Raw genomic sequence first — 25,637 nt, 5'->3', positions numbered from 1 at the left:
AAGAGAAACCTAAAAACAAAAAAGCCGATATTGTTTATGCAATATCGGCTTTTTTATGTGGGTTATTTACTCTTCAACGAATGCCTCACCTTCTGTCATCCACTTTGCAGCTGGTTTGCCTTTTAAGTAATGATCAAAGTACTGCATCATACGTACTGAAAAATCGACCTGATTAGGAAACTTTTTCAAATGATGCGGTTCGCCTTCGTATTGTAAAAAGGTCGCATCTTTACCTGCTCTGCGCAGTGCAAGGTAGTACTGCACGCCTTCGTGCCACGGCACTGCGTCGTCTTTATCGCCAAACATAATTAAAATAGGGGTATTTACTTTATCTGCAAAAAACACCGGTGAGTTTTCTATATAGAGCTCGGGTGCTTCAAATAAGTTTTTACCTATACGGCTTTGCCCTGTTTCGTATTGAAATTGACGCGCAAGGCCCGACTTTAAACGTATGCCACTGTATGCACTGGTCATGTTTGATACTGGCGCGCCGGATACAACCGCTTTAAACATATCTGTTTGGGTGATCATAAATGCACTTTGATAACCCGCCCATGAGTGCCCTTGTAGGCCTATTTTATCTGGGTCAGCTATACCTAAATCTATTAATTTTTGAGTGGCGTTTATCATAGTTTGCGTTGATGATTTACCCGGGTGGCCTATTTCAAAGCGAATATCAGGTAAAAATACAGCGTAACCGTTTGAGGTAAACATAGGGAAGTTAGGGCGATGATTTAGCTCCATTTTAGGAAAATCATACATACGCTGGCTCATGTAGCGGTAAAAGTACACAACAACCGGTACTTTATCGCCTTTTTTGTAGCCTGCAGGTTTGATTAATATCCCTTGTAAATCTTCGCCATCAAAGCCTTTGTAGCTTATTAGCTCTGGCTTTTCGCCCCAGGCAAAATCAGCAATTTGTGGGTTTATATGAGTCACTTTTTTAGGCGCTGAAAAGCTAAAATCAGTTTGATAGTAATCAGGAAATTGTTGGTAAGTTTGCTCGGTAAACAGGTATTTATCGGCATTTTTTGCTTTTTTAACTACATCAAAGCGCTTATTACCGCTAAGTACTTTAGTGACTGTGTTTGAGGCTAAGTTGAGCTTTGCAACTTCACGCTGTTTTGATTGTAAGTTCACAGCCGATAGTAGCAAAGTGTCGTCTTTATTAAAGCCAACTAGGTTTTTATCTAGCTGAATTACGCGGTATTGGGTGCGTGTATTTTTACCGTTTGTAAGTTGGGTTGCTTGTTGGGAATTTACATCAAACGCCCAAATATCGTATTTGCTATACACTAATACTTGGCTGCTGTTATTTAACCAACCGGCAAACCCATAGCCAGGCTGCTCTGATGGGTAGTCGTGCTTATCATCTGCAAAAGTGGCATTTATAGCTTTGCTAAGCGCAGTTACTTTATTATTTTTTAAATCTTTAAGCTGAACTTGGCTATTAGCAAAATAAGCGGCGTACTGACCATTTGGCGCAAGGCTTGGTGTAAACGGAGAGTTTTTAACAATTGTTGTTTGCTCACCGGTATTTACATTTATGCTGTAGTAGTCGGCAAAAAAGCCGCCGTACATTATTTTTTCAAGATGAGCTTGGTTTGAGTAGCCTAATACGCTTTGGTTTCGCTCAGTGTTAAGCGCTAAATCGCTCACTTTTTCATTGCTTAGCTGTACTGTTTTTTGACTTTCTAAATGAAAAACAGCGCTGTAATGACGGTTTTTATTTACCTTATTCCACTGTTGTTCTTCGCGTGGTTTTATTTGAGCGTCGTTATTGTGCCAAACGTTCAGCCCTTTATGCTCACGAATCGTGTCAAAGTCATACAGTGACGCTTCGTCGGTGTACTCTTTTGCTTTTACTTTTGCGGCAAGCTTAGGGTGGTTTTCAAAATATAAACGCTCGCCATCTTCGGAGAATGTAATTTTTGCTGTTTTACCTATGACCCACTCTTTATTAGGGGAGTCGATGGTACTAAGGGTATTATTTTGCCAAAGATTTAGTTTATATTGCCTGCGGCGCTCATCATTGTTTACGTAGTTACCAAGGCTAAATGCTGCAATATCTCTACTTGGATGCCACACAATTGTTTGCGCAATAACACCTGGCTCGTCAATTAGTACACTTTGCGTAAAGTTGTTATTTAGTTCAAGCAGTACAATTTGATTATTATTGCCATCGCTAAAGCTTTGGCTGGCAAGTAGCTGAGCGCCATTGTGGCTTATGGCGTAACTAAATACATTATTTACACTATGTGTTGTATTGTTTTTTAAATCGACAATTATCAGCTCAAAGCTTTTGTCTTTTTTGTCTGGTGTGATTTCGCTTTTTTCTTCGGTTTTATCGTCGCTGGTTTCGTCTTTTTCAGCTTTTTGATCAACTCTGTAAGCAAGCCACTGTCCATTATCAGCTAATACATAATCTTTAACGTCGGCAAATTGGTGTTTTTCGCCGGTTTGAGTGTTGACTAAAATGAGGTTGTTTTTAAGCTCAGCTTTCTTTTTAGTAGTTTCTTGCTCTAAAAGCGTAGGAACTTGTGTAAAGGCCACCCAATTAGCTGCTTTGTTAATAACGGGCTTAGTGCCGCGATCTACAGTACTTAATAGGGTGTTTGTTGTTAAGTCATAAACTTGGCCACTGGCGTTACCGCGATATGGTTTGGCGCTAAAGCTGAGGATTTTACCATCATCTGAAAGTTGTGTGCTCTTTGCGTACTTAAAACCGAATACGTCTTTAAATTCTAACGGCTTTTGAGCCCAAGCAGCCGGGCTTGCTAAGCTTGCAATCAGTGCTGAGCTTAAAAAGGTGAGCGTTGTTTTCATTATTGATTCTCGTTTTTTACAGTGCCTTTAGGGTAATAAGTATTGTAACGAGTTTGGTTTATATTTCGAGCGGATCAGATAAGCGGTATAAGAAAAGGGATGAAAGGGGAAAGCTAAGCGCGATTAGGTACCGCGCTTAAATGAAATGAGTCAATTTGTGTTATAGCCAAATTTTTTGTAGTTCAGGCCATTGTTTTTCAAACTGCGAGCTTGGCTTTACTTTAAAGTCGCTGCGCACAAACTGGTTCATTTTGCCTTCTACGTAAGCAAGTAAAAAGTTAGCTAGGGTGAGCTCATCGCTTTGAAAAGTTTTACCTTCACGGAGCTTTCGCTCGCGAAGTACTTGTTTGAATTGTGTTTCTAGTTTTTCAAATAGCCCTTGTACACGCTCGCGTAATCGCTCTTGTTCACCTTGCAGGGCGTCGCCGGTAAGTATGCGTGTAATACCAGGGTTTTTTTCTGCAAAGGTGAGTAGCAATAATAAAATATTGTAAACGCGTGTTTGGCTTTCTTTTTCGTTTTCTAAAATAAGGTTAATACGCGACAAAAGCGTGTCTTCAATAAACTCAATTAGGCCTTCAAACATACGTGCTTTGCTAGGAAAATGACGGTAAAGCGCAGCTTCAGAAACACCCACTTCAGCAGCAAGCTTCGCTGTGGTAATTCGTTGTCCTGGGCTGGTTTCTAACATTTGTGCGAGTGCTTGCAGTATCTGCTCTTTGCGATTACTTCTTTTTGTCGCAGGCATGAACCTTCCTTTTTTTATTTGTTATTTTTAGCTGGGGCTAGTCATTTTCTGTTCAAATGAGTGGCTTATGTTAATGTTTTATTCAGTTTGTTTCCAGCATTTTTATAGATGTTTAGCGAGCTGTTCGATCACTTGATGCGCAATTTCTGTTTTACTTGTTGCTGGTAATTCTACGCTTTGATTATGCCAATAAAGTGTTAAAGCATTATGATCAGAGTTAAAGCCTAAGCCACTTTTTGATACATCATTTGCACAAATCATATCTAAGTTTTTATTTTTAAGTTTACCCTTTGCATAGCTCTCTACATTTTGTGTTTCGGCTGCAAAACCTACTGTGTAAGGGCGGCCTTGCTCTAAGCTTGCAACGGCGGCTATTACATCGGGGTTTTTAACAAGTGTAAGGGTAAGCTCATCGCCTTGTTTTTTCATTTTTTGAGTAGCGACATTCGCTGCTCTGTAATCAGCTACGGCGGCGCAACCAATAAAAGCGTCAGAATGTACGGCATAGGTTAATGACTCATTTAAAAGCTGTTCAGCACTTTCTATGTTAATCAAATTAGCACCAGTAGGGGCTTTAATAGTCACCGGGCCTGAAATTAAATTAACCTTAGCACCAAGCTCTAATGCGGCTTGTGCAAGAGCATAGCCCATTTTTCCTGAACTGTGGTTTGATATAAAACGCACAGGGTCAAGTGGTTCGCGGGTCGGGCCTGCGGTAATGGTAATCGTTTTACCTGCTAATAATTGCGGCTGCTCTGTAGCAGTGCACAAAGCCACAAGCTCATGCGGCTCTAGCATGCGCCCAGCGCCTACATCGCCACAGGCTTGCTCGCCTTTACCTGGGCCCCAAATTAGTACATTGCGAGATTTAAGTGTTGCTAAATTAGCTTGTGTAGCAGGGTGTGCATACATTTGCTGGTTCATTGCTGGGGCTATTGCCACTTTTGCTGGAGTTGCCAATAGCAGTGTGGTGAGTAAATCATCGGCTATGCCTGCAGCCATTTTAGCAATCGTATTACTGGTTGCAGGTGCAACTAAAATTAAATCAGCCCATTTTGCAAATTCTATATGGCCCATTGCCGCCTCAGCTGAGGGGTCAAGTAATGAGTCAGATACCATTTCGCCACTAACCGCTTGCATGGTTAAGGGGGTTATAAAGTGTTTAGCTGACTCGCTCATAACTACTTTTACTTCGCAACCTGCATCTTTTAAACGCCTAACGAGCTCTGCACATTTATAGGCTGCAATACCGCCAGTTATGCCAAGTACAATTTTTTTGTTTGTTAAGTTAGTCATGAGTTTTTTTTGCTTGAGTGTATATGCAGGCTAAAATAACAAATCTTTGTGCTTTGAGCTAAGTTTTTAAGATTAAATAATCAGGCTAATTTTGAAATTTGCATTACAGTTATATGACTGTTTTTTAATCATCAAGGATGAATAATGCAATTATCTTCGTTACCTAATTCACTTCGCCCCCGTGAAAAGCTCATTGCTAAAGGCCCTAAAGCACTGAGTGATGCTGAGTTATTAGCAATTTTTTTGCGTACTGGGTTACCAGGAATGAATGTGATAGAGCTGGCCCAACACCTGCTTAACGAAAATAAAACACTGCATAATTTATTTAACGCCAGCCAAGATGAGTTTTGCGCACAAAAAGGCTTAGGGATGGCAAAATATGTGCAATTGCAAGCGGTGCTTGAGCTGAGTCAACGTTACATGCAGGAGCGCTGCCAGCGCGATGCGGTGTTTAATTCGCCAAATGCGGTGTATGAATATTTAACACTGCAAATGCGCGGGTTGCAGCAAGAAGTGTTTATGGTGCTCTATCTTGATAGTCAAAACCGTTTAGTAAAAGACGAAATTTTGTTTTATGGCACAATAAACTCCGCCAGCGTTTACCCCAGAGAAGTATTAAAAGCGGCCTTAAAAAATAATGCTGCGGCCATTATTTTGGCACACAACCACCCAAGCGGTATTGCCGAACCAAGCCAAGCAGACAAACTTATCACCAATAAGTTACAACAAGCGCTGCAATTGGTAGATATAAATGTGCTTGATCACATCATTGTTGGAGGAGAAACATGTGTTTCTTTTGCACAGCGGGGCTTGATTTAACTTTGCTTGGTGAATAAGTGTGTTAAAAATGAGCGGTTTGAGGCGTTTTGGCAAATTAGTTTAATTTAAATGCAGTTTTTACTTTCCCTAAGGGCATTCGATCTTTATAATTAGCCGCTATCAAATTTACATATGAGCTGGTTGGATAGATCAGTATTTGATCTTTGCCTGTAAAAGCTGTATAAAGAGCGCCCTTCGATTTATCTAGGGCACAAATACATGGCCTTAGGTTAAATTAAGCTCGAGCGAAGTTATTGGAGATATATAGACATGTCTAAAGTATGTCAAGTTACAGGTAAGCGTCCAACGGTTGGTAACCACCGTTCACACGCGAGAAACGCGACTAGACGTCGTTTCCTACCTAACCTACAAACACACCGTTTTTGGGTTGAAAGTGAAAAACGTTTTGTAACACTACGCACTACTACTAAAGGTATGCGTATTATCGATAAAAAAGGCATCGACGCGGTACTTACAGATATCCGTGCTCGCGGCGAAAAAGTTTAAGGAACTGAATCATGCGCGATAAAATCCGTTTAGTTTCAACTGCTGGTACTGGTTTTTTCTACACTACCGACAAAAACAAGCGTAACATGCCTGAAAAGATGGAAATCAAAAAGTTCGATCCTAAGGCTCGTAAACACGTGATTTTCAAAGAAGCTAAAATTAAGTAATTTAGTTTTCTTTCAGAATTGTAAAAACCCAGCTTATGCTGGGTTTTTTGTTTTTTAAAATCACATATTCGTAATGTATACGCCAACTTGCTCAAAATTTAGGCATAAAAAAACCTTGCAGATCAAAACCCACAAGGTCATTATTCTACAGCTTACAGCTTACAGCTTACAGCTTACAGCTTACAGCTTACAGCTTACAGCTTACAGCTTGGCAAACACGTCTTGTAGTGGCGGCACTACTTGCTTTTTACGGCTTAATACACCGTCTAGCCATACTTTACCTGCGCTTGGTTTTTCACCATAAGCTTGCTCTACAAGTGTTGCATCATCTGATGCGATTAACATTTGTGAACCTTCTTTCATAATATCGGTAAGTAGTAAAAATACTGAATGGCGGTTGCCTTCCGCTTTTAGTTTTGCGATGTCTGCTTCAAGGTCAGCTTTGATTTCGTCAAACACTGCAAGGTCAATAACCTCTAGCTGGCCTATGCCCACTAGGTTGCCGTTCATGTTGAAATCTTTAAAGTCACGCATTACTAGGTCACGTACAGGCGTGTCTTCTACTGCTGATTTAACTCGGAACATGTCCATGCCTAGCTCTTTAAAGTCTTCAATACCGGCAATTTCTGCTAGCGCTTCTACGCATTTTATATCGGCTGTTGTGCAAGTAGGCGATTTAAAAATAACGGTGTCGCTTAAAATTGCACATAGCATGATACCAGCAATATCTTTTGGGATTTCTACGTTGTAGAAGTCATACATCATTTTAATAATGGTGTTTGAACAGCCAACTGGGCGAATCCAACACTCAAGCGGTGTAGATGACGTTAAGTCGCCTAGTTTATGGTGATCGACTACACCAACAACACGTGCTTGGTCGATATCATCTGGCGCTTGTGTTTTTTCGGTATGATCAACAATATATACATCTTCGCCCGCGTAGCTTAATTTAAGCTCAGGTGCTTCGAAGCCAAATTTATCTAGGATAAATTGTGTTTCTGGTGATACTTCACCAAGGCGTGTTGGAATTGCTGGCTCATCGATTTGGTTTTTTAAATAAGCCAGTGCAATTGCACCACAAATAGAATCTGAATCTGGGATTTTATGGCCCACTACATACATAGACATTGACGGAACTCCTTTAAATTTGCCGATATTCTACCAAAGTCTGTGCTCTTTAACATATAGACAGTGCAATTAAGTTTTAGTTACACTTTAAAATCTTGAATTTACTGGGTGTATAAATATGCGACTGGGCCGTAAAGGTTGGAACAACGTTATTATTTTTTCGATGTTGATTATGATCTTCTTTTTAAATGGCTGGCATAAGCAGCTTTTAGGGGGCGAAGACGAGCCTACGTTGCAACCGGTACTGCCATTACAAAGTTTTGTGCTAACACTGAGCTTTGTTGATCAGAAAATTGAACGTATTGGTACAAGTTGGCGTACAACCGCATTACAAGAAAATGCGCCAGTGAGGTGGGACGCATCACAGCAGCAATTAGCTGAGCTAATTAACCATTGGCAAACGGCTGCGTTGATGCAGGTAAATGAGTCGGTGGTATTTAATCCTAATTCACCACTCTATGTTGCAACCTTTGAATTAGCAGGTGAGAGCCTACCTTGGGTTTATTTACTGTACAAAGGTAACGGTAAGTACTATTTGTTGGAAAAAAATAGCCAGCGTGTGATGGGGCTTGATTTAGCGACTGCAAAGCAGTTATTTCCAAGTGTTGATTTTTCAAAAAGTGAGTTGCATTAATGCCTGAATTACCAGAGGTAGAAGTAAGTAGACTGGGGATCACCCCGCATGTAGAAAACCAAGTGGTGACGAAGGTAAATATTTATAATGCCAGCATGCGATGGCCTGTGCCAGATGATGTTTATCAGTTAGAAGGGTTGAGGGTAGAGCGAATTGAGCGCCGTGCAAAGTATTTATTGCTGCACTGCGAATTAGGGAGTGCTATTTTACATTTGGGAATGTCGGGTAATTTGCGCGTTGTGGATAAACGCGAGCCACTTAAAAAGCATGATCATGTTGAGTTTATACTTAGTAATGACAAAGCACTGCGATTAAACGACCCTCGCCGGTTTGGTTGCTGTTTATGGCAAGCACCGGGGGATGTTCATAAGTTGCTTTCAAAGCTTGGCCCTGAGCCGCTTACGGATGATTTTTTTGCAAAGCGTGTATACGAGCAGTCGCGAAATAAAAAAGTCCCCGTGAAGCAATTTATTATGGATAACGCGGTGGTCGTGGGCGTAGGTAATATTTATGCCAATGAGTCGTTATTTAAAGCGGGGATACACCCCAAACGCGAAGCAGGCAAAGTATCGCTAAAGCGTTATCAAACCCTGATCCCTATTATTAAAGACACCCTAGCAGCGGCAATAACACAAGGTGGTACAACCTTAAAAGACTTTGCCCAAAGTGATGGCAAACCAGGTTATTTTGCGCAGCAGTTGTTAGTATATGGGCGAAAAGGAGAGGAGTGCGTAACGTGTAAAACGCCACTTGAAGAAATTAGGCTAGGGCAGCGCAGTACGGTGTTTTGTAAGCACTGCCAAAAATAGCCATTTTATAGCTCAAATGGTGCGACACCGACGGCTTTCATTTTATAGCCCACTTGGGCTATTTCACCAGACCAGGTTTCGGTACTGATAACACCGGTAACAACAATCGCATCATAAAGGCTCTCTATGGGGACACCGCCTTTTACCGTCACATGAACGATTTGATTTGGTGGCGGGGGCGGTACGTGAATACACGCGCCAAAGTATGGCACAAGTAAAAACTCAGTAATGACTTCACTGTCACCCTCAAGTGGGACAACAAACCCCGGTAAGCTCACTGATTGGCCATTTAATGCTTCAACCACGGGAGCATCTAGCTCTGGTTGCACCCAATTTTGTTCACTACCTTCGTGGTTAGCCTGCGCTTGAGTATCTATTTGCACATGCCCTTGTGGGATTAAATCTTCCCAAAAAATTTCTTTTGGCGGGTTTGCACTGCTAAAAAAGCTAATAAGCAGGCAACTTATTAGTGCGCTGTTATAAAGTGCTGATTTTAAAAATATCATGAAATTCCTAAAGTTAAGTTTTTATACTCATGCCATCGCTGAGCGAATAAAAATAAGCGCGGGTGGCAGGTATTAAGCCAATTATAAACCCAGCAGCCATAATAACGCCTATTAAAGTGAGTTCATAGTAAGAGAGCATGGCAATATTAACGCTTATGCCTGCGTGGCTTTGTAAATAGCTGCTACCAATAAGCATAACGCTATAATACAAACCACAGCCAACTAGGCAGCCTAATAATGTTGTAAATAACGACTCCATGCTTATTAGTGTAAATAGTTGCCACGGCCTTGCGCCCACTGAGCGTAAAATAGCAAGTTCACGGCGGCGCTGGTTTAAATTAGCAAGTAGTGTTGTCAGCATGCCTAGCAGGCTCACCAGTACTACAACGGCTGAAAACAGTAACAAAACTTTTTCAACAATGGCGAGCATTTGCCACAGCTCTTTTAGGGTCACTGTGGGCATAATAGCCAGAAGTGGCTCTTTTTTGTATTGATTGATATTGCGCCTAATTTGCAATGTATATAAAGGCGAGTCGAAGCCCATTAAAAATGCAGTAATTTGACTTGGCTCACCGATTAGGTTGTGATGCTCATCGTGCTCATCGTGCTCATCGTGCTCATCGTGCTCATCGTGCTCATCGTGCTCATCATTCGCAGAGTGTGAACCACCATGTATTAAATCAATAGCAGCTAGAGGTATGTGTAAGGTTTTATCTACTGGCGTGCCGGTGGCGTTTAAAATACCGATAACAGTAAACGGGTTGTCTTTATGATGGTGAAAACTCGTATTACCCATGCCGTGTGAGATTACTATGTTATCACCTAGTGTATACCCTAAACGGCTCGCTACATCGCTGCCAAGTACCACCTGGTTTAAATGCTCAAAAGCGTGGCCTTGTTGAAAACTCAACGTTTGCTTTTTACCAAAACGATAGTGGGTAAAGTAATCGCGGCTTGTACCTAGTACAGCTTGGCCTTTGTGGCTGTCGCCTAAACTAATAGGAATGCTCCATTTAACACCACGTTGAGCTATGATGTACTGATAACTTTGCCAACTCACCCCATTATTGGCATGGCCTATTCTGAATACGGATGAAAGCAACAGCTGTATGTCGCCGGTGCGGGCGCCTACAATTAGGTCTGTACCGGAGATGGTATTACTAAAACTGGTTTTCGCATCCACGCGAATTCGCTCAATACTGAGTAAAAGCATCACGCTAATGGCAATGGTAAACAATGTGAGCAGTACACTTGCTCGGCGATTTAGCAAACTTTTATAAGCTAACTTAGTCAGGATCATAACGGCTCCTGTAAGTTAACTAGGCTAATTGCACGATTAAATAGCGGTTTTAATGTTTCGTCATGGCTTACAAAAACGAGCGTACTGTTGGCACGCTTAGCCTGTTCGAATAACAGCTTTATAAAGCTTTCTCTATTTGCGGTATCGAGTGCCGAGGTAGGCTCATCAGCAATTATTAGCTCTGGGCTGCCAATAAATGCGCGAGCAGCGGCAACCCGTTGTTGCTGGCCAATGCTGAGCGAAGCAACATCTTTACTATGATAAGACTCACTTAAGCCTAATGCTGTTAATAAACGTATCGCTTCTTTTTGTAAGCTGGGCTTAGGCTCTGTTGTTTGCTGTAAGGCTTTTTGTTTTCTGCTTTTTGAAAATTCACAGCCAAGTGTGACATTCTCAATGGGTGTTAAATACGGTAATAAATTAAAGTTTTGAAAAATATAGCCAATATTCTCCGCTCTAAATACATCTCTTTGCGTATTGCTAAGTGTATTTAAATCGCGATTTAAAATACGTATGTTGCCACTACTTGGTGTGTTTATACCTGCTAATAACGCAAGTAAGGTTGACTTACCGGCGCCACTAGGGCCGTGTAAAAAAATATGCTCGCCTTTATTAATACTAAGGGTTGGGATATTAAGCGTGGGCTTGGCATCTTTTTTATGCCATTTAAAGGTAACGTTTTTTAGGCTTATCATTTTTACCAACCCCAAAAGTTGAATTCTTTACGCATTTTAAGATTTCGAAATAGGTTGAGAGGTTTAGGTTTTAGCTTTTCGTTTTTATGCAAAAATTCATTTGCAGCATTAAGCACACGTTGGCTAGATTTTCCATCCGTATATGGGTGTAGCTCTTGGCAATAGTCTTCAATATATTGCATTAAGTCATTAGGCTTCGTTAATGCACGCTCAATTGCTGGCTCAACTTCATTTGCGTTGGTAACGTCAAGTAAATGGGGCATAGGCTTTTGATTACAAAAGGTAACTACAGGTTTGCGAAGTAACAAAAACATCAGTAACACCGATGAGGTATCACAGAGCATTACATCAGCTGCTTTGAGTAGAGGTAACACGTTATCGGTTTCAATAAAGGTTAAATTATTATTGCTTAGTGCTTTGTACTTGTTTACCCACTCGGTTGGCATTTTAGGATGAAACTGCATTAGGATTCGCCATTTGCCTTGTTCACTAAAACGCTTTATTTGTTCATATAATTTGGGGGCTAGTGACAACTTACGAGAGAAGGTTGAACAAATAAGTAAAGTAGGGCGTGGGTCGTTACTTTGGTATGGATTGCTTTGTGATTCGTTAAACAAAGGGTCAAGAGTAGGCCAACCTGTTTCTGTTACTTTAAAAAAACCATGTTGTTGTGCAAGCTCTTTAAAGCGCTCAGTAGTATTAGGGCCTTGAGTGCAATATAAATCGTAACAGCCCCTAATGGCAAAATGGCCTCTGTTCCCTTCAGAACTTCGCTTTTCAGAATTAAACCCATGAAAAACAGCTACTTTTTTACCAGGAATAAAACTTGGAACAATATTGCCCGGAATATATGTAATATCGGGCTTCCAGTTCCTTACATCAGTGATTGTATGTAATCGCTGCTCGTCATCATTTAAAAAATTAGGGTTAACTTCACTGCCAGCTAAAAACCAACGTACCTCACCACCATGCGCTAAAATTTGTGCTTGTAGTGGCCTTAAAATAGCGTATGAATAATTTTGCGAAATATACATTAGGTATTTTTTATTTGCGGTGGCAGTTAGGTAGTTCAAGCGGTACTCCTCTAGTTAGCACGCTAAGTTTACCGCATTATTACAGCCATATAAATATTGCGTGGTTATTTAGTTTTCAGTGCTGATTGAGCTTTAGGGTAGGCTGATTTATTATATAGCGCTTATAACCCCATACCATACTTTGCTCTATGAGCATCCCTAACCCCGGAGATAGCATGACTAGCTATAAAGTTTTAGACGTAAACGATGACTTACCCATTCGCACTAAAGGTGCCGTACACAGCGGTAAAGTTCGTTCGGTTTATTGGCTAACAGATGAAGACAGCGCACGCCTCATTAAAGAAAAAAACTATAAAGTTCCGCAAGGAACTGAGCTGGCAATTATGGTTATTTCAGACCGTATTTCTGCATTTGACTGTATTTGGCAAGGCGAAAATGGCTTAAACGGCGTGCCAGGAAAAGGTATTGCGCTCAACTCTGTTGCATCTCATTGGTTTAAGTTATTTGATAAAGCGGGCCTTGCGGGTAATCACATTGTTGATATTCCACATCCTTATGTATGGATTGTGCGCAAAGCAAGTACCGTAAAAGTAGAAGCCATTGCGCGCCAATATATAACTGGCAGCATGTGGCGCGATTACAGTAAAGGGGTTCGCAACTTTTGTGGCATAGATTTACCTGAGGGCTTAACGGCAAACCAAAAGCTTGAAAACGTACTAATAACCCCTTCTACAAAAGGTATTATCGAAGGCGTGGCTGATATTCCACCTGTTGATGATGTGAATATTACGCGCGCTAACATCACTGATAATTTAGATGTATTTAATTTTAAATCGGCAGAGGATGTGACTAAATACGAAAAGCTATTGGTTGAGGGCTTTAAGTTAATTAGTGAAGAGCTAGCAAAGCTTGAACAAATATTTGTAGATACAAAGTTTGAGTTTGGTTATGTAGAGGATTTAGACGGTAACCAACAGCTTATTTATATTGATGAAGTAGGCACCCCAGATTCTTCGCGCATATGGGATGGCGCGGCTTACCGCGATGGTAAAATAATCGAAAACTCTAAAGAAGGGTTTCGTCAGTTGTTAATTTCTAATGTGCCAGAAAGTGATGTACTGTTAAATAAAGACCGAATGGATGAGCGTGAGCAGCTTGCTAAAGATTTTATTTTACCAGAATCTGTGATGCTTGAAGTGTCTAACACTTATGTAGGCATTGCCAGTAAAATTATTGGCAAAGAGATTGTAATTCCAGAAGATCCTCGCCAAGAAGTCATTAATATTTTAGATACTGATTACGGCCTTATTGTAAAATAATACAACTAAAGTATGTAAAAAAAACCAAGCCCAGTCTTTATTTTTAGTTACTGGGCTATATTCCTTGCAATTAGTGTCAGTCTCTAATTAACTTAACCTAAGATTAATTTTTAGGTGTTGATATGTTTAGGCAAGTGCAGCAAGTTTTTAATAAAAGAAGTTATTTACTCGCCGCTACTTTATTTTTTAGCCAAGGCGTACTGGGTGAAACTATTAATTTAGTAATTCAAGATCAGCATGGTCAGCCACTAAAAGACGCAGTCGTTGAGCTTTATAAGGCGGCAAAGCTAGAGCGCACCACGTTACCCGTTGCGGTAATGGACCAAGTACATAAAGCGTTTTTGCCTGATTTGCTGGTAGTGCAAAAAGGTCAGCAGGTTAACTTTCCTAACAGCGATAATATTCGCCATCATGTTTACTCTTTTTCTCAGACCAAGCCATTTCAGCTAAAACTCTATTCAGGTCAACCTAAAGAGCCTGTGACTTTTGATCAACAAGGCGTTGTTGTACTAGGCTGTAATATTCATGACTCTATGGTGGGCTATATTTATGTAGCCAATAGTGAACACGTTTATAAAACCAACAATACGGGTATGTTAACCTTAGACATAACCTCTTTACCGACTACGCTGAGTGTGTGGCATGCGCTACAAACTGCACCGTTGGAAAATAAAAAAATGATAACAATAAATAATAACAATGAGTTACTAGTTAAAATTAATACCTCCACCCCAGCACCGCGAAATACTTTTGGTAGTAAGTTTAAGGGCGGTAATGGCTAACAGTTTAAAAAACCGCATTATTGTTTTATGTGTAGGCTTAGTGTTGCTGACTACCTTGGTGAGTGTCGTTAGCTTTTGGTGGTCTACAAGTAAATTTCAAGAAGAAAAAGTAAATCAAGATATTAGCGTAGCGCAAAATGTTTATAAGCAGTATTTGAGCGCGAAAGAAAACCTACTGCTTACTGCTGCTAAAGTACTCACTGCCGACTTTGGCTTTAAGCAAGCGGTTGCCACTCGCGATGCAGCCACCATAAGTAGTGTGCTGTTTAATCACAGTCAGCGTATTGATGCAGAGCTTATGCTACTGATTGATTTATCAGGTAAATTAATTTCAGCCAATACTAATGCAGATTTATACCCGCAAAATTTAAAGCCGCTACTGGAGGAATTATTAACTTCGCCAGAGCAATCGAGCTTTGTAGTGCTTAACAAGCAGCTATATCAAGTTATCTTATTACCCGTTAGAGCGCCTAGAACTGTTGCATACAGCTTAGTGGGCTTTAAAATTGATGACGAAGTCGCCCTAGAGCTTAAAAACCTAACAGGAATGGATGTCAGCTTTATTGCTGAGCAAGACAACTTTGTAAGGAGTTCTTTGCTTAAGCGACCAGATGTTTTTGCACCTAAAAACTACTTTAATACCACCTCTACAACGCGTTTGTTTGGTGATTATCCTGTATATAAAAACCGAGACATTACGCTGCCCTCCTTACAAGGAGATGCGGTAACCATTTTACTCAGTGCTGATTTAACACAAAGCTATAACGATTTTGAAAACTTATTATTTACGCTAATTATTATGGCTATTTTAACGATGCTGGTGGGGGTTATTACCAGTAGCTTACTGGCAAATAACTTAACAACGCCATTATCGCAGCTTGCAGTTATTGCAAGGCAGTTTGCCCAAGGTAATTACACGTTTGAATTTAATGCATCTAAACAAAGTACTGAAATAGCAACCCTTGCTAACGCCTTTGATAATATGGGTAACGATATTAACGAGCGTGAACAAAAAATTAGTTTTCAGGCACGCCATGATTCGCTAACAGGGTTTTATAACCGCTCGGCGATGCTTGAGGTGCTTGATGATGAGCTTACCCCCTCTACACAATACACCTTAGTAGCAATTGATATAAAAGGTTTACGGCATATAAACGATAAACTCGGCCCGCGTGTAGGCGATGAATGTTTAAAAGCGGTCGCCAATCGAATTAGTGGCTTTTCGGACGAGCTTGGCGGCTTTCATGCGCGTATTGGTGGCGATGAGTTTTTAACTGTGTTTCCAAGCGCCGCTGCCAGAGAGAAAAAAAGCGGTATAGTTGGCTTAATGGCACAGCTTTTAGCGTGCTATACCATTAAAACGTTAAAAATTAACTTACGCTTCAGCGCAGGGGTTGTCGAGTACCCTATGCAAGGCCTTGCCAGCGATGATTTAATGCGCCGCGTGCTTATAGCCGTAGACAATGCAACAGATAGCCCCGAAAGTATTCATTATTACCAAAATGGTGAAGACGAAGCGCATTTAGAGCGTCTAAAAATGTTGGATGAACTTAAACAAGCTATTAGCGATGATGATGGGCAATTATTTATGACCTATCAGCCCAAGTTGCATTTACATACACAAAAAATAAATAAAGTAGAATCTCTAATACGCTGGCAGCGTAAGGATGGCAGCTGGGTAAATCCAGAGCTATTTATTGATTTAGCCGAGCAGTCTGGGCTTATTGTGGAGCTTACCTCATGGGTTGTTAACACTGTAGTTTCACAGGTGGCTGATTGGCAGGCTAAAGGTATTGAAATGCAGGCTGCAATTAATGTATCAGCACAAGATATTGCCTCACCGAGTTTTCATTCTGCGCTTGTGCGTACACTAAAAAAACACAAGGTTGATCCAACCCTCATCACTGTTGAATTAACTGAGCGCGACATGATTGAAAACGAAGAAAAAGGTATAAAAGCGTTACAAAACTTAAAAGCCATTGGTGTAAAAATTTCATTGGATGATTATGGCGTAGGGCAAACATCACTGGGGAGATTAAAAATGTTGCCTATTGATGAGCTAAAGTTAGATAAGTGCTTTATTTTAAAGTTAGATGAGTCGCGCAAGGATCAATACATAGTGCAGTCGTCCATTACCTTGGGGCATCAACTAGGCTTTAGCGTTGTTGCAGAAGGTGTTGAAAACAGAGATTCGTTAGACTTACTTAAACTTATGCATTGTGACCATGCTCAGGGTTATTACCTAAGTAGGCCTTTAAAAGCAGACTTATTAGAACAGTGGCTAAAGGAATATTATGAAAAAAGTTAAGTGTTTATTGCTAGGGTTATTACTTAGTTCTAGTTTTTCTAGTTTAGCAAGCGATGGTAAATTATTAGCAACCCCTGGGGTCTCGCAAATAGAAGGCAGTGGAGGCGGCGGTATTGTGCCATGGGCACAACTTGCAGGCTATGCCAGTGAAGACGAGTTCTCTGTAAATGGCTTTTGTAGCCGTGCAGATGTCACAGACTACACTTTAGATGTGTGTGGCGCACAAGTTAATCTATTTAATCGAGTAGAACTTAGCTATGCACAACAGCGCTTTGACGTGCCTGCCCTAGATACCGAAATAGAGCAATCTATCACGGGCGCTAAAATTCGTTTATACGGCGATATAGTTTATAGCAAATGGCCGCAATTGAGCTTAGGGGTTCAGCATAAATCTCTTGATGATGGCGCTGTTGCGACATTTGTAGGGGCAAAGGATACTAGCGGGACAGATTATTTTCTCGCAGCTAGTAAACTCCACTTAGGGGCTGTAGGGGGGCTTAACTGGTTTTGGAACGTCACAACTCGCTACAGTGAGGCTAATCAACTCGGGTTGCTTGGTTATGGTGGGGCAGGTAACGATGCCGAAATTTTATTTGAAGGCAGCACTGCTTTGTTTTTAAGTCGTAGTGTTGCTGTTGGTATTGAATATAGGCAAAAATCTAATAACTTAAATTTAGGCGAGCAAGACTGGAAAGATTTATTTGTTGCTTGGATGCCAAACAAGCACGTGAGTGTAACCGCCGCATATTTAGATTTAGGTAGCATTGCAGGTGCGAGCGATCAAACAGGGTGGTACTTATCAGTAACAGGGTATTGGTAATGAAAAACGTCGTTATATTATGGCTGTGTTTAGCTGCGCTGACAGGGTGCGCAAGCTCAGCTAATTTATCTCTTTATCAACAGCTTGATGGCCGTGCGGGGCTTGCGCGTATTGTTGATAGTTTTATTTACCAAATAGGTAATGACGATCAAGTATTGCATTATTTTGAACACAGCAATATTGACCACTTCAGAGAAGGTTTTATCGTGCACATGTGTGCACTCGTTGATGGCCCATGCAAGTACAAAGGTGATTCTATGGTAGATATTCATACTGGGATGCATATAACTGAGAAAGACTTTAACCATGTGGTGGATCTGCTCGTAAATGCGATGGAAGAGCAAAATATTAGCCATAGTGTACAAAACGAGATTTTATCTAGGATGGCACCGCTGCGTAGTAAAATAATAAAAATTTAGGTAACATCTGTAAATTATTTACCCGTAGCAGTGAACCTTACTTTTGTAATAGTGTCCACTTAGTATTATTTCCCTATAAACAATAATTGGCGCGCACAGCTTGTATGTCTTACCTCTTTATATCCCGCAAAAATGTACACGCAAAGTACTATAAAAAAATAATTAAAAAGCTGAGTATGGATTGCCAACTGCATGTTATGGGGGCGCCAAAGCTTTCAGCTATACACTATTTAAGCAACGCGTTTAAAGTTGATTTTAACGATGTTATTAATGCACAACTAAAACGTAAGCGCGCCCGTAATAACCTTTGGAACAATGCTTTAATATCGGCGGTTTACAAAGTGGGGCTGCGCTTTTTTGAGCGTTTACGTTACGCAAAATATTTAGCTTTATTAACTGAAGTTAACCCTGAAGTACTGGTAATATGGAATGGTAATAAACTACCGAATACTACTGTTGCTATGGCTGCCAAGGCACTGGGTATTAAGCAATTTTATTATGAAAATGGTTTGCTTCCGGGAACCACCAGTTTAGACCCTCAAGGGATTAACTTTAATGCATCGCTGAGCCGTGACCCTGATTTTTATTTAAATTTTAATGCAAGTAATGTCTTAAACTTTGATGCCCCGGCGCTTGTGCCACGGGAAAACCATAAAAAGCGCTGTGATTTTGCAGCTGAGAATATACCTGAACGCTACATATTTGTGCCTTTTCAGGTGCCTCACGATACGCAATTAGCGAGCTTTTCGCCATGGATTGACTCAATGGAAATGCTATACGATGAAGTTGTTAGCGCAGTAAAAGCGTTGAACGACTCTAGTTTAAAGGTCGTTTTTAAAGAGCATCCGTCGTGGCACAAGCATTACACCCATTTATACGATAAAGACCCGATTGCACTATTTGCAAATGGCAATAAAACCTGCGAACTGATTGAATGCGCAGAAGCTGTGGTCACTATCAATTCTACGGTTGGTTTAGAAGCGCTGTTACTAAATAAGCGTGTCATTACTGTAGGGCAGGCTTGTTATAATATAGAAGGCTTAGTTAAGCATGCTGAAACTCGTGAGGGCTTAGCTGCTCAAGTAGCAGATGTAGCTCAAGGATGGCAGTTTGATCCGCAGCTACGCGATAAGTTTTTTTGCTATTTAAAGCATGTTTATAGTGTGCCGGGCGTTTGGAAATACGCAGAAGAAGAGCATATCAAAGCAATTGAGTTACGTTTTAAAGGGGCGGATAAATTTGCACAATACAGTAACCATGTGCCAAATGAACTTATTTAACAGCGTACAGTTTAGCAACATGCTTTAATTTAACTGTAAGGGCAATTTTTACAGCCATTTTTACAGCATGTTCCTCGCTTTAAAAAAAACCACTTACTAAACACCATGTAGCCATTTTGCATGGTGTAGTCTAGGCCTTCTGTTAAATGGTCATTCCCTCTAAATTTTTTAGCAAACTCAATTTGTACTTTTATTGGCTGCGTATAAATATGCGCTAAGTAAGCGTTTATTTTATTAAGTGTACATTGCGGGCATAAACAGCTTGTTGCTGATTCTTCAAGCGGTAAAATAGCAGGTAATTGGTTACACCAACATGCGTTTATATCATTTACATTACAACTAAACGCAGTGTGGCATTGTGAGCAGTTTAATCTCGTCATTTTAATTCTTATCAGCAGTAGAGCAGCAAGAATAACAAATATTATGAATATACAAAAAGCATTGGCCGAATTTATTACCTTTGGTGAGCATAGAGATGATGCTATTAGCATGATTATTTCTACCCCGGCAGAGGAAAGTGCTCCCGTTTATACACTTACAAAGCCAGTATTGATTGACGTGCTAACACGTTGTATAAACCACGAAATAGAGATAGATGATTTAGAGTTATGGGCAAATGTGATTGATTCTCGCTCTGATATAGGCTGCGCCGAATGCGAGGGGGTTATTTTTGCGCTCAGTAATGGCGAGCAAATGGGAGAGCTTAGTCATAAAAAGCTCGAACAATTACTGGCATTATTAAAGGAATAGATAGTTAGGCTGACTCTTATTTAAGATGCCAACTTATTGCGGTTATATGTAACGAATAAATAAAAAAGCCGCATTTAAATTAAATGCGGCTTAGTATTTTTTGACAACTTGTTTATTTGTGGTATCCCAAGCACGTTTCTACTTCGTTCTTAGAGCCTAATATTACCGCCACACGCTGGTGGATTGCATCGGGCTGAATATCCATAATGCGTTCAGTGCCCGTTGAGGCTACACCACCTGCTTGCTCAACTAGCATAGCCATGGGGTTGGCTTCATAAAGTAAGCGCAATTTATTGGGTTTGTTTGCATCTTTAGTATCTGTAGGGTAAGTAAATATCCCTCCGCGGCTAAGTACACGGTGCACATCGCCAACCATAGCGGCAATCCAACGCATGTTGAAGTTTTTAGCGCGAGGACCAGTATCGCCAGCGAGTAAGTCATTAATATAGTTTTGCATTGCGCCCTGCCAATGACGCTGGTTTGACGCATTAATAGCAAATTCGTTGGTATCAGCAGGAATGGTGGCAAAGTCTTGTGTTAGTAAAAAGCTACCTTGGGTTTTATCTAGCGTAAACATGCGCGTGCCTTTACCTGTAGTAAGTGCAAGCATAGTTGATGGGCCGTAAAGCACGTAACCTGCTGCTACTTGTTTGTGGCCTGGCTGCATAAATATACTTTGATCGGCGGCATCTGAGCCTTCTGGGGCTTCCATAATTGAAAATATAGTACCCACTAGTGAGTTAATATCGGTATTTGATGAGCCATCGAGGGGGTCAAACGCCACAATGTATTTAGCGTCTTGGTTACCAGCAACGGTGTAATCTTCTTCCTCAGAGGCGATGGCTTTAACCGTCCCAGACTCCAGTAAAATATCTTTTAAAAGCTGGTTAGATAATACATCGAGCTTTTTTTGGGTTTCGCCTTGAATGTTTTCATCAAGCGTTGAGCCTAATACGCCAGAAAGCGCCCCTTGGCCAACACGAAACGAAATTTCTTTACATGCTGCTAAAATGGTTCTAATTAACGATAAAAGTTCTCTAGGGCAACCGTCTTCTAGTAATACTGGTGGGAGTCTACGCATTCTATTTTCCTGATAACGTGTACTAGCTAATCTAAATGTGAGAGAGATTAACTTAGTGCGCTGAATTTCGTCTTAAATACCTGTATTGTTTAAATAGCACTGTAATAATGGTGCCACCTAATCGTACTTAAAACGCCAATAACAAAGATAAGATTATGAAAAAAATACCACTAATAAGTTACATATTCTTTACTGTGCTGTGCTCTATGATAACTCAAGCGCACGCAGCAATTAAGCCTATAGATGAATTTACTGCGCAAATGAATCACTTTCCTGGGTACTTTTCGTTTTATTACGATACGCAAAACGGCAAAGTGTTTTTAAAAGTAGATAAATTAGAGCAGCAATTTTTGCTTCAGCAAAGTTTACCTTATGGTGTTGGATCTAACGATATAGGGCTTGATAGAGGTCAACTTGGTAATACGCATTTAGTTCAGTTCGAGCGTTTTGGCGATAAAGTAATGTTGCGCGCGCTAAATACATATTATCGCGCTAATACTACTAACAAAGCAGAGCAGCAAAGTATTAAAGAGGCCTTTGCATCGAGTATTTTAGCGGGCTTTAAAGTGGTAGCGCAAAACGGGAAAACAGTACTTATTGATTACACACCTTATTTATTAAGCGATGTACACGGTGTTAGCCGTAAATTAGCGGCTCGAGAACAAGGTAGCTTCAGCCTTGATGAATCACGCAGCGCTGTTTTTATGAGTCGCTCGAAGGCATTTGTAAAAAATACCGAGCTTGAAGCCGTGCTAACGTTTAAAGGTACTAACCCAGGTAAATTTGTACGCCAAGTAAGTGCCGATGCATATGCACTTACTGTACATATGCATCACTCTCTTATTAAATTACCCGATGATAACTACACGCCACGCAAATTTGACCCGCAATCAGGGTATTGGAGTATTGAGCATAAAGACTACGCAGCCTCACTGGGTGAATCTATGTATGTACGCTACATACCGCGCCATCGTCTTGCTAAAAAAGATCCTAACTTGCCAATTAGTGAGCCTATTAAACCGATAGTTTATTACCTTGACCCAGGTGTACCTGAGCCGGTTAAAAGCGCTTTATTAGAAGGTGGTAAATGGTGGAATGATGCATTTAGCGCAGCAGGCTATAAAAACGCATTTATAGTCAAAGTATTGCCAAGTAATGCTGATCCTATGGATATTCGCTATAACGTTATTCAGTGGGTACATCGTGCTACACGCGGATGGTCTTACGGAAGCTCTGTTATAGACCCCCGTACAGGTGAAATACTCAAAGGGCATGTAACACTAGGCTCATTGCGTGTACGCCAAGATATTTTAATTGCAGAAGCCCTTGGTGCGCCTTATTTAAAAGGTAACGAGCTGGCTAAAAACTTACAAGCAATGGCACTTGATAGGATTCGCCAGTTAAGTGCTCACGAAATTGGTCATACGCTGGGTATTGCACATAACTTTGCAGCTTCGGTGGGTGATAGAGCGTCGGTTATGGATTACCCACACCCGCTACTTAGCTTTAACGAGCAAGGCGAGCTTGATGTAACCCGTGGCTATGCAAGCGGTATGGGCGTATGGGATACCCAAGTTATTAAGTATGGTTACAGTGACTTTACCAACCAAGACGAAAGCGCTGAGCTTGCAGCAATATTAAAAGAGAACAAAACGAAGGGCCTTGAGTTTATATCTGACAGCGACGCACGCGCAAAGGGCGGTGCACACCCTACAGCACATTTATGGGATAACGGTACTAACCCAGCGCAAGAGCTACTTAGAGTACTTGATGTGCGTAAAAAGGCGCTTTCTCAATTTGGCATTCACAACATTAAAACAGGTGATGCACTTTCGCAGTTAGAAGAAAAACTTGTGCCGCTTTATTTATTTCATCGCTATCAAGTAGAGGCTGCAGTTAAACTCATTGCGGGGGTTAACTACGAATACGAAACACGCAACAACTCACCTGCTAAGGGCGCGCAAGTGGTTGCAAAAGCGCAACAGCAAGAGGCACTCAGTGCTATTTTAACGACATTAAAACCTGCTAATTTAATGTTGCCAGAGTCGGTGTTAGCGCTTATTCCGCCAAAAGCGTATGGTGAGTCTAAATCGCGTGAAAGCATAACAGGGCGTACAGGTTTGACACTTGACGCAATGGCTTTACCAGAAGTAGCTGTACAGCATAGCTTATCGTTATTGTTAAACCCGCAGCGTTTAAATCGTTTAGCTCAACAACAAGTACGTAATTATAATTTTTATAGCTTAGATGAGTTGCTTGAGCAGCTTTACCGTCACGTTTTTAAAGTGTCATCACCTAATACGATGAAAGGAAAAATCACCCAACGGGTGCAGTTTATAACTGCAAAAAATATGGCTGATTTGGTCTCTAGCGACAAAGTAAGCCCAGAGGTACAGGCGCAGTTACGCTACTACTTGGTAAAACTAAGTAATGATTACAATCAAAACTCAATGTTAAGCAATACCAGCGTAGGAGAGAGTGCGTTTAAACAGTATTTAGCAGAGCAGATTAAACAGTTTTTAAAAGTAGGCAAGTGGCCTGAAAACTTTACTAATTTACCAATGCCACCGGGCTCACCAATATAGTTGTATGTTTTAGTGTGTAGTGGCTACTTAACCTGAGTTCAGGTTGTTAAATAAGTAGCCACGTTGCGGTGCCTAAAAAGGCAAAAATACCGACAATATCAGTCACTGTTGTTAGTACAACGCTGCCGGCAAGTGCAGGGTCTATATTCATTTTTTTCAATAAAATAGGAATACATGCGCCAGCGACACCCGCCACTACAAGGTTCATAAACATTGCAAATGCGAGCACGCCACCAAGCATAAAATCCCACTGCCAAAGTGCAATTACACCTGCAATGAGTAATGACCAAATAATCCCGTTTAATGCACCTATAGCCAGCTCTTTAGCCATTAAAAAGCGTTGGTTGGTTTGATTTATATGGCCCACGGCAATACCGCGAATAACCAGTGTTAATGACTGACTACCTGCTACACCACCCATTGAGGGCACAATGCCATTAAGTACGGCTAAAATAGGTAAAATATCTAGGGTGCTTTCAAAAAAGCTGGCCACAAAGGCAGCAGCCAAAGCGGTAAGTAAATTAACACCTAGCCATACTGAGCGTTTCTTTGAGCTTTTTAAAACCGGTGCAAAGGTGTCTTCCTCATCATCAAGACCAGCAAGACTCAATAAGCTGTGCTCTGCATCTTCACGAATAACATCAACAATATCGTCAATGGTGACACGTCCAAGCAAGTGTGCGTTATCATCGACTACTGGTGCCGATATCCAGTTATGGCGTTCGAATAATTGAGCGACTTCACTTTCATCCATCGAGATAGGGATAGACTCACAGTCTTCATCCATTAAATCCCGTACTATCTTTTCAGGCGGATTAGTTAAAAGCGTACTAAGTGATAACGCACCTAAAAAACAGTTATGCTTATCAACAACGTATAAATCATCAGTGCCTTCTGGTAGTTCACCTCGTAGCCTAATATAACGCAGTACAACATCCAGCGTAACGTCTGGGCGAATGGTCACCGTATCGGTGTTCATTAACGCGCCAGCTGAGCGCTCTTGGTAAGATAAAGCCTGTGTAGCTCGTTCACGGTCTTGCGTATCCATCGCACTAACCACATCTTTGTACACAGTGTCAGGTAAGCTTCTAAGTACTTCACCTAAATCATCGTGGCCCATATCCTCAGTGGCGGCGGCAATATGCTCAGGTTCCATTTGTGCAATGATACCTAAACGTACATCTTCAGAGAGCTCTTCTAGTACATCTCCTTGTACATCTGGGTCAACCAGCTGCCAAAGCATGCGTCTAATTTTATGCGGAGAGGATTCAAGTAAAAGGGCAGTATCACATGGAGCCGTTTTTGCTAGCATGCGTCTTACTTGAACAAATTGCCCACTATTAAGTGATTTAGTCACCTGTTTTAGTTGTCGCAGTGGGTAGTCTTGTTCAAACGCTTCTGGCATTGGCATCCTAATTTTTTATATACAAGGGGGAGACGATTAACCGCATTGCGGTTAATCTAATTAAACACTATTCGCTTAGCAAGCTACACAAACTAATCAAGGCGTAAAGCAAAATGTATGAGTAAGCTTAGTAATTAAACGTTTATTCTTGTTCGTTAAATCGCTGTGCGATTAGTTGCCCAACAGCGTGGAGAGCTTGTTCTGAGTCTGGGCCTTCACATACAACTTTAACTTCTTTACCTTTACTACTTTCGAGTAGCATTAAGGCTAATACGCTATCACCCGCGGCTTCTTTATCATCTTGATGTAAGGTAATTTTAGCATCAAACTGCACAGCTAATTGCGCAAGTACCGTTGCCGCTCTGGCGTGTAAGCCTAATTTATTTTTTATTAAAAACGTGTCTTCACAGCGCATAAAT

Annotated in this window: 25 protein-coding genes; 13 read left to right on the top strand and 12 right to left on the bottom strand. The window is 40.9% G+C overall.

Annotated elements, in window-relative coordinates:
* Positions 1–66: 66 nt before the first annotated feature.
* The 3 genes from QUE46_RS14250 to coaBC form a co-directional block, all read right to left on the bottom strand.
* Entirely contained in the window at positions 67–2,826 is a 2,760-nt protein-coding gene (locus QUE46_RS14250; RefSeq protein WP_286245333.1) for a prolyl oligopeptidase family serine peptidase, read from the bottom strand.
* Between the two features lie 160 nt (positions 2,827–2,986).
* Positions 2,987–3,574: a nucleoid occlusion factor SlmA gene (gene slmA / locus QUE46_RS14245; RefSeq protein ID WP_004587943.1), complete on the bottom strand. Its 588-nt coding sequence runs from the start codon at positions 3,572–3,574 to the stop codon at positions 2,987–2,989.
* Between the two features lie 102 nt (positions 3,575–3,676).
* A complete protein-coding gene (gene coaBC / locus QUE46_RS14240) occupies positions 3,677–4,870 on the bottom strand; it encodes a bifunctional phosphopantothenoylcysteine decarboxylase/phosphopantothenate--cysteine ligase CoaBC (RefSeq protein WP_286245332.1) in 1,194 nt (397 codons plus the stop codon).
* Positions 4,871–5,014: 144 nt separating this feature from the next.
* Here coaBC and radC point away from each other — a divergent pair, with 144 nt between their 5' ends.
* The 3 genes from radC (at position 5,015) to rpmG (ending at position 6,363) form a co-directional block, all read left to right on the top strand.
* A complete protein-coding gene (gene radC, locus QUE46_RS14235; protein ID WP_286245331.1) occupies positions 5,015–5,689 on the top strand; it encodes a DNA repair protein RadC in 675 nt (224 codons plus the stop codon).
* 270 nt (positions 5,690–5,959) lie between these two features.
* Positions 5,960–6,196: a 50S ribosomal protein L28 gene (gene rpmB, locus QUE46_RS14230; protein WP_004587946.1), complete on the top strand. Its 237-nt coding sequence runs from the start codon at positions 5,960–5,962 to the stop codon at positions 6,194–6,196.
* Between the two features lie 11 nt (positions 6,197–6,207).
* Positions 6,208–6,363, top strand: a complete 156-nt coding sequence (gene rpmG / locus QUE46_RS14225; protein WP_004587947.1) for a 50S ribosomal protein L33 — start codon at positions 6,208–6,210, stop codon at positions 6,361–6,363.
* 201 nt (positions 6,364–6,564) lie between these two features.
* Here the strand turns inward: rpmG and QUE46_RS14220 are convergent, their stop codons facing one another.
* Positions 6,565–7,491: a manganese-dependent inorganic pyrophosphatase gene (locus QUE46_RS14220; protein ID WP_286245327.1), complete on the bottom strand. Its 927-nt coding sequence runs from the start codon at positions 7,489–7,491 to the stop codon at positions 6,565–6,567.
* A 118-nt stretch (positions 7,492–7,609) separates the two neighbouring features.
* Between QUE46_RS14220 and QUE46_RS14215 the strand changes: the two genes are divergently transcribed.
* Positions 7,610–8,125 (top strand): hypothetical protein, encoded by a 516-nt coding sequence (locus tag QUE46_RS14215; protein WP_286245326.1) that lies wholly within the window; start codon positions 7,610–7,612, stop codon positions 8,123–8,125.
* Positions 8,125–8,934 carry a bifunctional DNA-formamidopyrimidine glycosylase/DNA-(apurinic or apyrimidinic site) lyase gene (gene mutM, locus QUE46_RS14210; protein ID WP_286245325.1) on the top strand — a complete coding sequence of 270 codons (810 nt, stop codon included), beginning with the start codon at positions 8,125–8,127 and terminating at the stop codon, positions 8,932–8,934. The genes QUE46_RS14215 and mutM overlap by 1 nt, the downstream gene beginning before the upstream one ends.
* Before the next feature lie 5 nt (positions 8,935–8,939).
* On the opposite strand, the gene QUE46_RS14205 is transcribed toward mutM, so the two are convergent.
* The 4 genes from QUE46_RS14205 to QUE46_RS14190 are packed head-to-tail and all read right to left on the bottom strand — an operon-like array spanning position 8,940 to position 12,508.
* Positions 8,940–9,440, bottom strand: a complete 501-nt coding sequence (locus QUE46_RS14205) for a DUF3299 domain-containing protein (RefSeq protein WP_286245324.1) — start codon at positions 9,438–9,440, stop codon at positions 8,940–8,942.
* A gap of 13 nt (positions 9,441–9,453) precedes the next feature.
* Positions 9,454–10,740, bottom strand: a complete 1,287-nt coding sequence (locus QUE46_RS14200) for an ABC transporter permease (protein ID WP_286245323.1) — start codon at positions 10,738–10,740, stop codon at positions 9,454–9,456.
* On the bottom strand, positions 10,737–11,435 hold the full coding sequence (locus QUE46_RS14195; RefSeq protein WP_286245322.1) for an ABC transporter ATP-binding protein: 699 nt from the start codon (positions 11,433–11,435) through the stop codon (positions 10,737–10,739). Before QUE46_RS14195 ends, QUE46_RS14200 begins: the two co-directional genes overlap by 4 nt.
* 2 nt (positions 11,436–11,437) lie before the next feature.
* Positions 11,438–12,508 (bottom strand): CDP-glycerol glycerophosphotransferase family protein, encoded by a 1,071-nt coding sequence (locus tag QUE46_RS14190; RefSeq protein ID WP_286245321.1) that lies wholly within the window; start codon positions 12,506–12,508, stop codon positions 11,438–11,440.
* Between the two features lie 176 nt (positions 12,509–12,684).
* Between QUE46_RS14190 and QUE46_RS14185 the strand changes: the two genes are divergently transcribed.
* From QUE46_RS14185 to QUE46_RS14160, 6 genes are all read left to right on the top strand, one after another.
* Positions 12,685–13,788 (top strand): phosphoribosylaminoimidazolesuccinocarboxamide synthase, encoded by a 1,104-nt coding sequence (locus QUE46_RS14185; RefSeq protein ID WP_286245320.1) that lies wholly within the window; start codon positions 12,685–12,687, stop codon positions 13,786–13,788.
* 122 nt (positions 13,789–13,910) lie between these two features.
* A complete protein-coding gene (locus tag QUE46_RS14180) occupies positions 13,911–14,570 on the top strand; it encodes a methylamine utilization protein (RefSeq protein ID WP_286245319.1) in 660 nt (219 codons plus the stop codon).
* A complete protein-coding gene (locus tag QUE46_RS14175; protein ID WP_286245318.1) occupies positions 14,563–16,878 on the top strand; it encodes an EAL domain-containing protein in 2,316 nt (771 codons plus the stop codon). The genes QUE46_RS14180 and QUE46_RS14175 overlap by 8 nt, the downstream gene beginning before the upstream one ends.
* Entirely contained in the window at positions 16,865–17,698 is an 834-nt protein-coding gene (locus QUE46_RS14170) for a DUF3034 family protein (protein ID WP_286245317.1), read from the top strand. Before QUE46_RS14175 ends, QUE46_RS14170 begins: the two co-directional genes overlap by 14 nt.
* Positions 17,698–18,117 (top strand): group 1 truncated hemoglobin, encoded by a 420-nt coding sequence (locus QUE46_RS14165; protein ID WP_286245316.1) that lies wholly within the window; start codon positions 17,698–17,700, stop codon positions 18,115–18,117. The genes QUE46_RS14170 and QUE46_RS14165 overlap by 1 nt, the downstream gene beginning before the upstream one ends.
* 176 nt (positions 18,118–18,293) lie before the next feature.
* Positions 18,294–19,397 carry a capsular biosynthesis protein gene (locus QUE46_RS14160; protein ID WP_286245315.1) on the top strand — a complete coding sequence of 368 codons (1,104 nt, stop codon included), beginning with the start codon at positions 18,294–18,296 and terminating at the stop codon, positions 19,395–19,397.
* 29 nt (positions 19,398–19,426) lie between these two features.
* On the opposite strand, the gene QUE46_RS14155 is transcribed toward QUE46_RS14160, so the two are convergent.
* Positions 19,427–19,777, bottom strand: a complete 351-nt coding sequence (locus tag QUE46_RS14155) for a cysteine-rich CWC family protein (protein ID WP_286245314.1) — start codon at positions 19,775–19,777, stop codon at positions 19,427–19,429.
* 43 nt (positions 19,778–19,820) lie between these two features.
* Here QUE46_RS14155 and QUE46_RS14150 point away from each other — a divergent pair, with 43 nt between their 5' ends.
* Positions 19,821–20,147, top strand: coding sequence for a hypothetical protein (locus tag QUE46_RS14150; protein WP_286245313.1), 327 nt, complete (start codon positions 19,821–19,823; stop codon positions 20,145–20,147).
* Between the two features lie 112 nt (positions 20,148–20,259).
* Here the strand turns inward: QUE46_RS14150 and QUE46_RS14145 are convergent, their stop codons facing one another.
* A complete protein-coding gene (locus QUE46_RS14145) occupies positions 20,260–21,228 on the bottom strand; it encodes a class 1 fructose-bisphosphatase (protein ID WP_286245312.1) in 969 nt (322 codons plus the stop codon).
* Between the two features lie 155 nt (positions 21,229–21,383).
* Here QUE46_RS14145 and QUE46_RS14140 point away from each other — a divergent pair, with 155 nt between their 5' ends.
* Positions 21,384–23,813 carry a zinc-dependent metalloprotease gene (locus QUE46_RS14140; protein ID WP_286245311.1) on the top strand — a complete coding sequence of 810 codons (2,430 nt, stop codon included), beginning with the start codon at positions 21,384–21,386 and terminating at the stop codon, positions 23,811–23,813.
* Between the two features lie 46 nt (positions 23,814–23,859).
* On the opposite strand, the gene mgtE is transcribed toward QUE46_RS14140, so the two are convergent.
* On the bottom strand, positions 23,860–25,218 hold the full coding sequence (gene mgtE / locus QUE46_RS14135; RefSeq protein WP_286245310.1) for a magnesium transporter: 1,359 nt from the start codon (positions 25,216–25,218) through the stop codon (positions 23,860–23,862).
* Positions 25,219–25,360: 142 nt separating this feature from the next.
* Complete coding sequence (locus QUE46_RS14130) at positions 25,361–25,633, bottom strand: HPr family phosphocarrier protein (RefSeq protein WP_004589081.1); 273 nt, start codon at positions 25,631–25,633, stop codon at positions 25,361–25,363.
* Between the last annotated feature and the right edge of the window lie 4 nt (positions 25,634–25,637).

The sequence above is a fragment of the Pseudoalteromonas sp. MM1 genome (assembly GCF_030296835.1).
Lineage (GTDB): Bacteria > Pseudomonadota > Gammaproteobacteria > Enterobacterales > Alteromonadaceae > Pseudoalteromonas.
Note: the sequence above shows the minus strand (reverse complement) of the source record. Positions and strands in the feature narration are given on the sequence as shown.

What these genes read in the sequence shown, in the direction of transcription:
- QUE46_RS14150 (WP_286245313.1), top strand. Translation starts at nt 19,821, where the DNA reads ATGAATATACAAAAAGCATTGGCCGAATTTATTACCTTTGGTGAGCAT.
- QUE46_RS14155 (WP_286245314.1), bottom strand. Translation starts at nt 19,777, where the DNA reads ATGACGAGATTAAACTGCTCACAATGCCACACTGCGTTTAGTTGTAAT.
- QUE46_RS14250 (WP_286245333.1), bottom strand. Translation starts at nt 2,826, where the DNA reads ATGAAAACAACGCTCACCTTTTTAAGCTCAGCACTGATTGCAAGCTTA.
- mutM (WP_286245325.1), top strand. Translation starts at nt 8,125, where the DNA reads ATGCCTGAATTACCAGAGGTAGAAGTAAGTAGACTGGGGATCACCCCG.
- rpmB (WP_004587946.1), top strand. Translation starts at nt 5,960, where the DNA reads ATGTCTAAAGTATGTCAAGTTACAGGTAAGCGTCCAACGGTTGGTAAC.
- QUE46_RS14205 (WP_286245324.1), bottom strand. Translation starts at nt 9,440, where the DNA reads ATGATATTTTTAAAATCAGCACTTTATAACAGCGCACTAATAAGTTGC.
- QUE46_RS14170 (WP_286245317.1), top strand. Translation starts at nt 16,865, where the DNA reads ATGAAAAAAGTTAAGTGTTTATTGCTAGGGTTATTACTTAGTTCTAGT.
- QUE46_RS14140 (WP_286245311.1), top strand. Translation starts at nt 21,384, where the DNA reads ATGAAAAAAATACCACTAATAAGTTACATATTCTTTACTGTGCTGTGC.
- QUE46_RS14180 (WP_286245319.1), top strand. Translation starts at nt 13,911, where the DNA reads ATGTTTAGGCAAGTGCAGCAAGTTTTTAATAAAAGAAGTTATTTACTC.
- QUE46_RS14145 (WP_286245312.1), bottom strand. Translation starts at nt 21,228, where the DNA reads ATGCGTAGACTCCCACCAGTATTACTAGAAGACGGTTGCCCTAGAGAA.
- QUE46_RS14195 (WP_286245322.1), bottom strand. Translation starts at nt 11,435, where the DNA reads ATGATAAGCCTAAAAAACGTTACCTTTAAATGGCATAAAAAAGATGCC.
- QUE46_RS14185 (WP_286245320.1), top strand. Translation starts at nt 12,685, where the DNA reads ATGACTAGCTATAAAGTTTTAGACGTAAACGATGACTTACCCATTCGC.
- QUE46_RS14165 (WP_286245316.1), top strand. Translation starts at nt 17,698, where the DNA reads ATGAAAAACGTCGTTATATTATGGCTGTGTTTAGCTGCGCTGACAGGG.
- QUE46_RS14175 (WP_286245318.1), top strand. Translation starts at nt 14,563, where the DNA reads ATGGCTAACAGTTTAAAAAACCGCATTATTGTTTTATGTGTAGGCTTA.
- QUE46_RS14215 (WP_286245326.1), top strand. Translation starts at nt 7,610, where the DNA reads ATGCGACTGGGCCGTAAAGGTTGGAACAACGTTATTATTTTTTCGATG.
- mgtE (WP_286245310.1), bottom strand. Translation starts at nt 25,218, where the DNA reads ATGCCAGAAGCGTTTGAACAAGACTACCCACTGCGACAACTAAAACAG.
- QUE46_RS14130 (WP_004589081.1), bottom strand. Translation starts at nt 25,633, where the DNA reads ATGCGCTGTGAAGACACGTTTTTAATAAAAAATAAATTAGGCTTACAC.
- coaBC (WP_286245332.1), bottom strand. Translation starts at nt 4,870, where the DNA reads ATGACTAACTTAACAAACAAAAAAATTGTACTTGGCATAACTGGCGGT.
- rpmG (WP_004587947.1), top strand. Translation starts at nt 6,208, where the DNA reads ATGCGCGATAAAATCCGTTTAGTTTCAACTGCTGGTACTGGTTTTTTC.
- radC (WP_286245331.1), top strand. Translation starts at nt 5,015, where the DNA reads ATGCAATTATCTTCGTTACCTAATTCACTTCGCCCCCGTGAAAAGCTC.
- QUE46_RS14200 (WP_286245323.1), bottom strand. Translation starts at nt 10,740, where the DNA reads ATGATCCTGACTAAGTTAGCTTATAAAAGTTTGCTAAATCGCCGAGCA.
- QUE46_RS14160 (WP_286245315.1), top strand. Translation starts at nt 18,294, where the DNA reads ATGGATTGCCAACTGCATGTTATGGGGGCGCCAAAGCTTTCAGCTATA.
- slmA (WP_004587943.1), bottom strand. Translation starts at nt 3,574, where the DNA reads ATGCCTGCGACAAAAAGAAGTAATCGCAAAGAGCAGATACTGCAAGCA.
- QUE46_RS14220 (WP_286245327.1), bottom strand. Translation starts at nt 7,491, where the DNA reads ATGTCTATGTATGTAGTGGGCCATAAAATCCCAGATTCAGATTCTATT.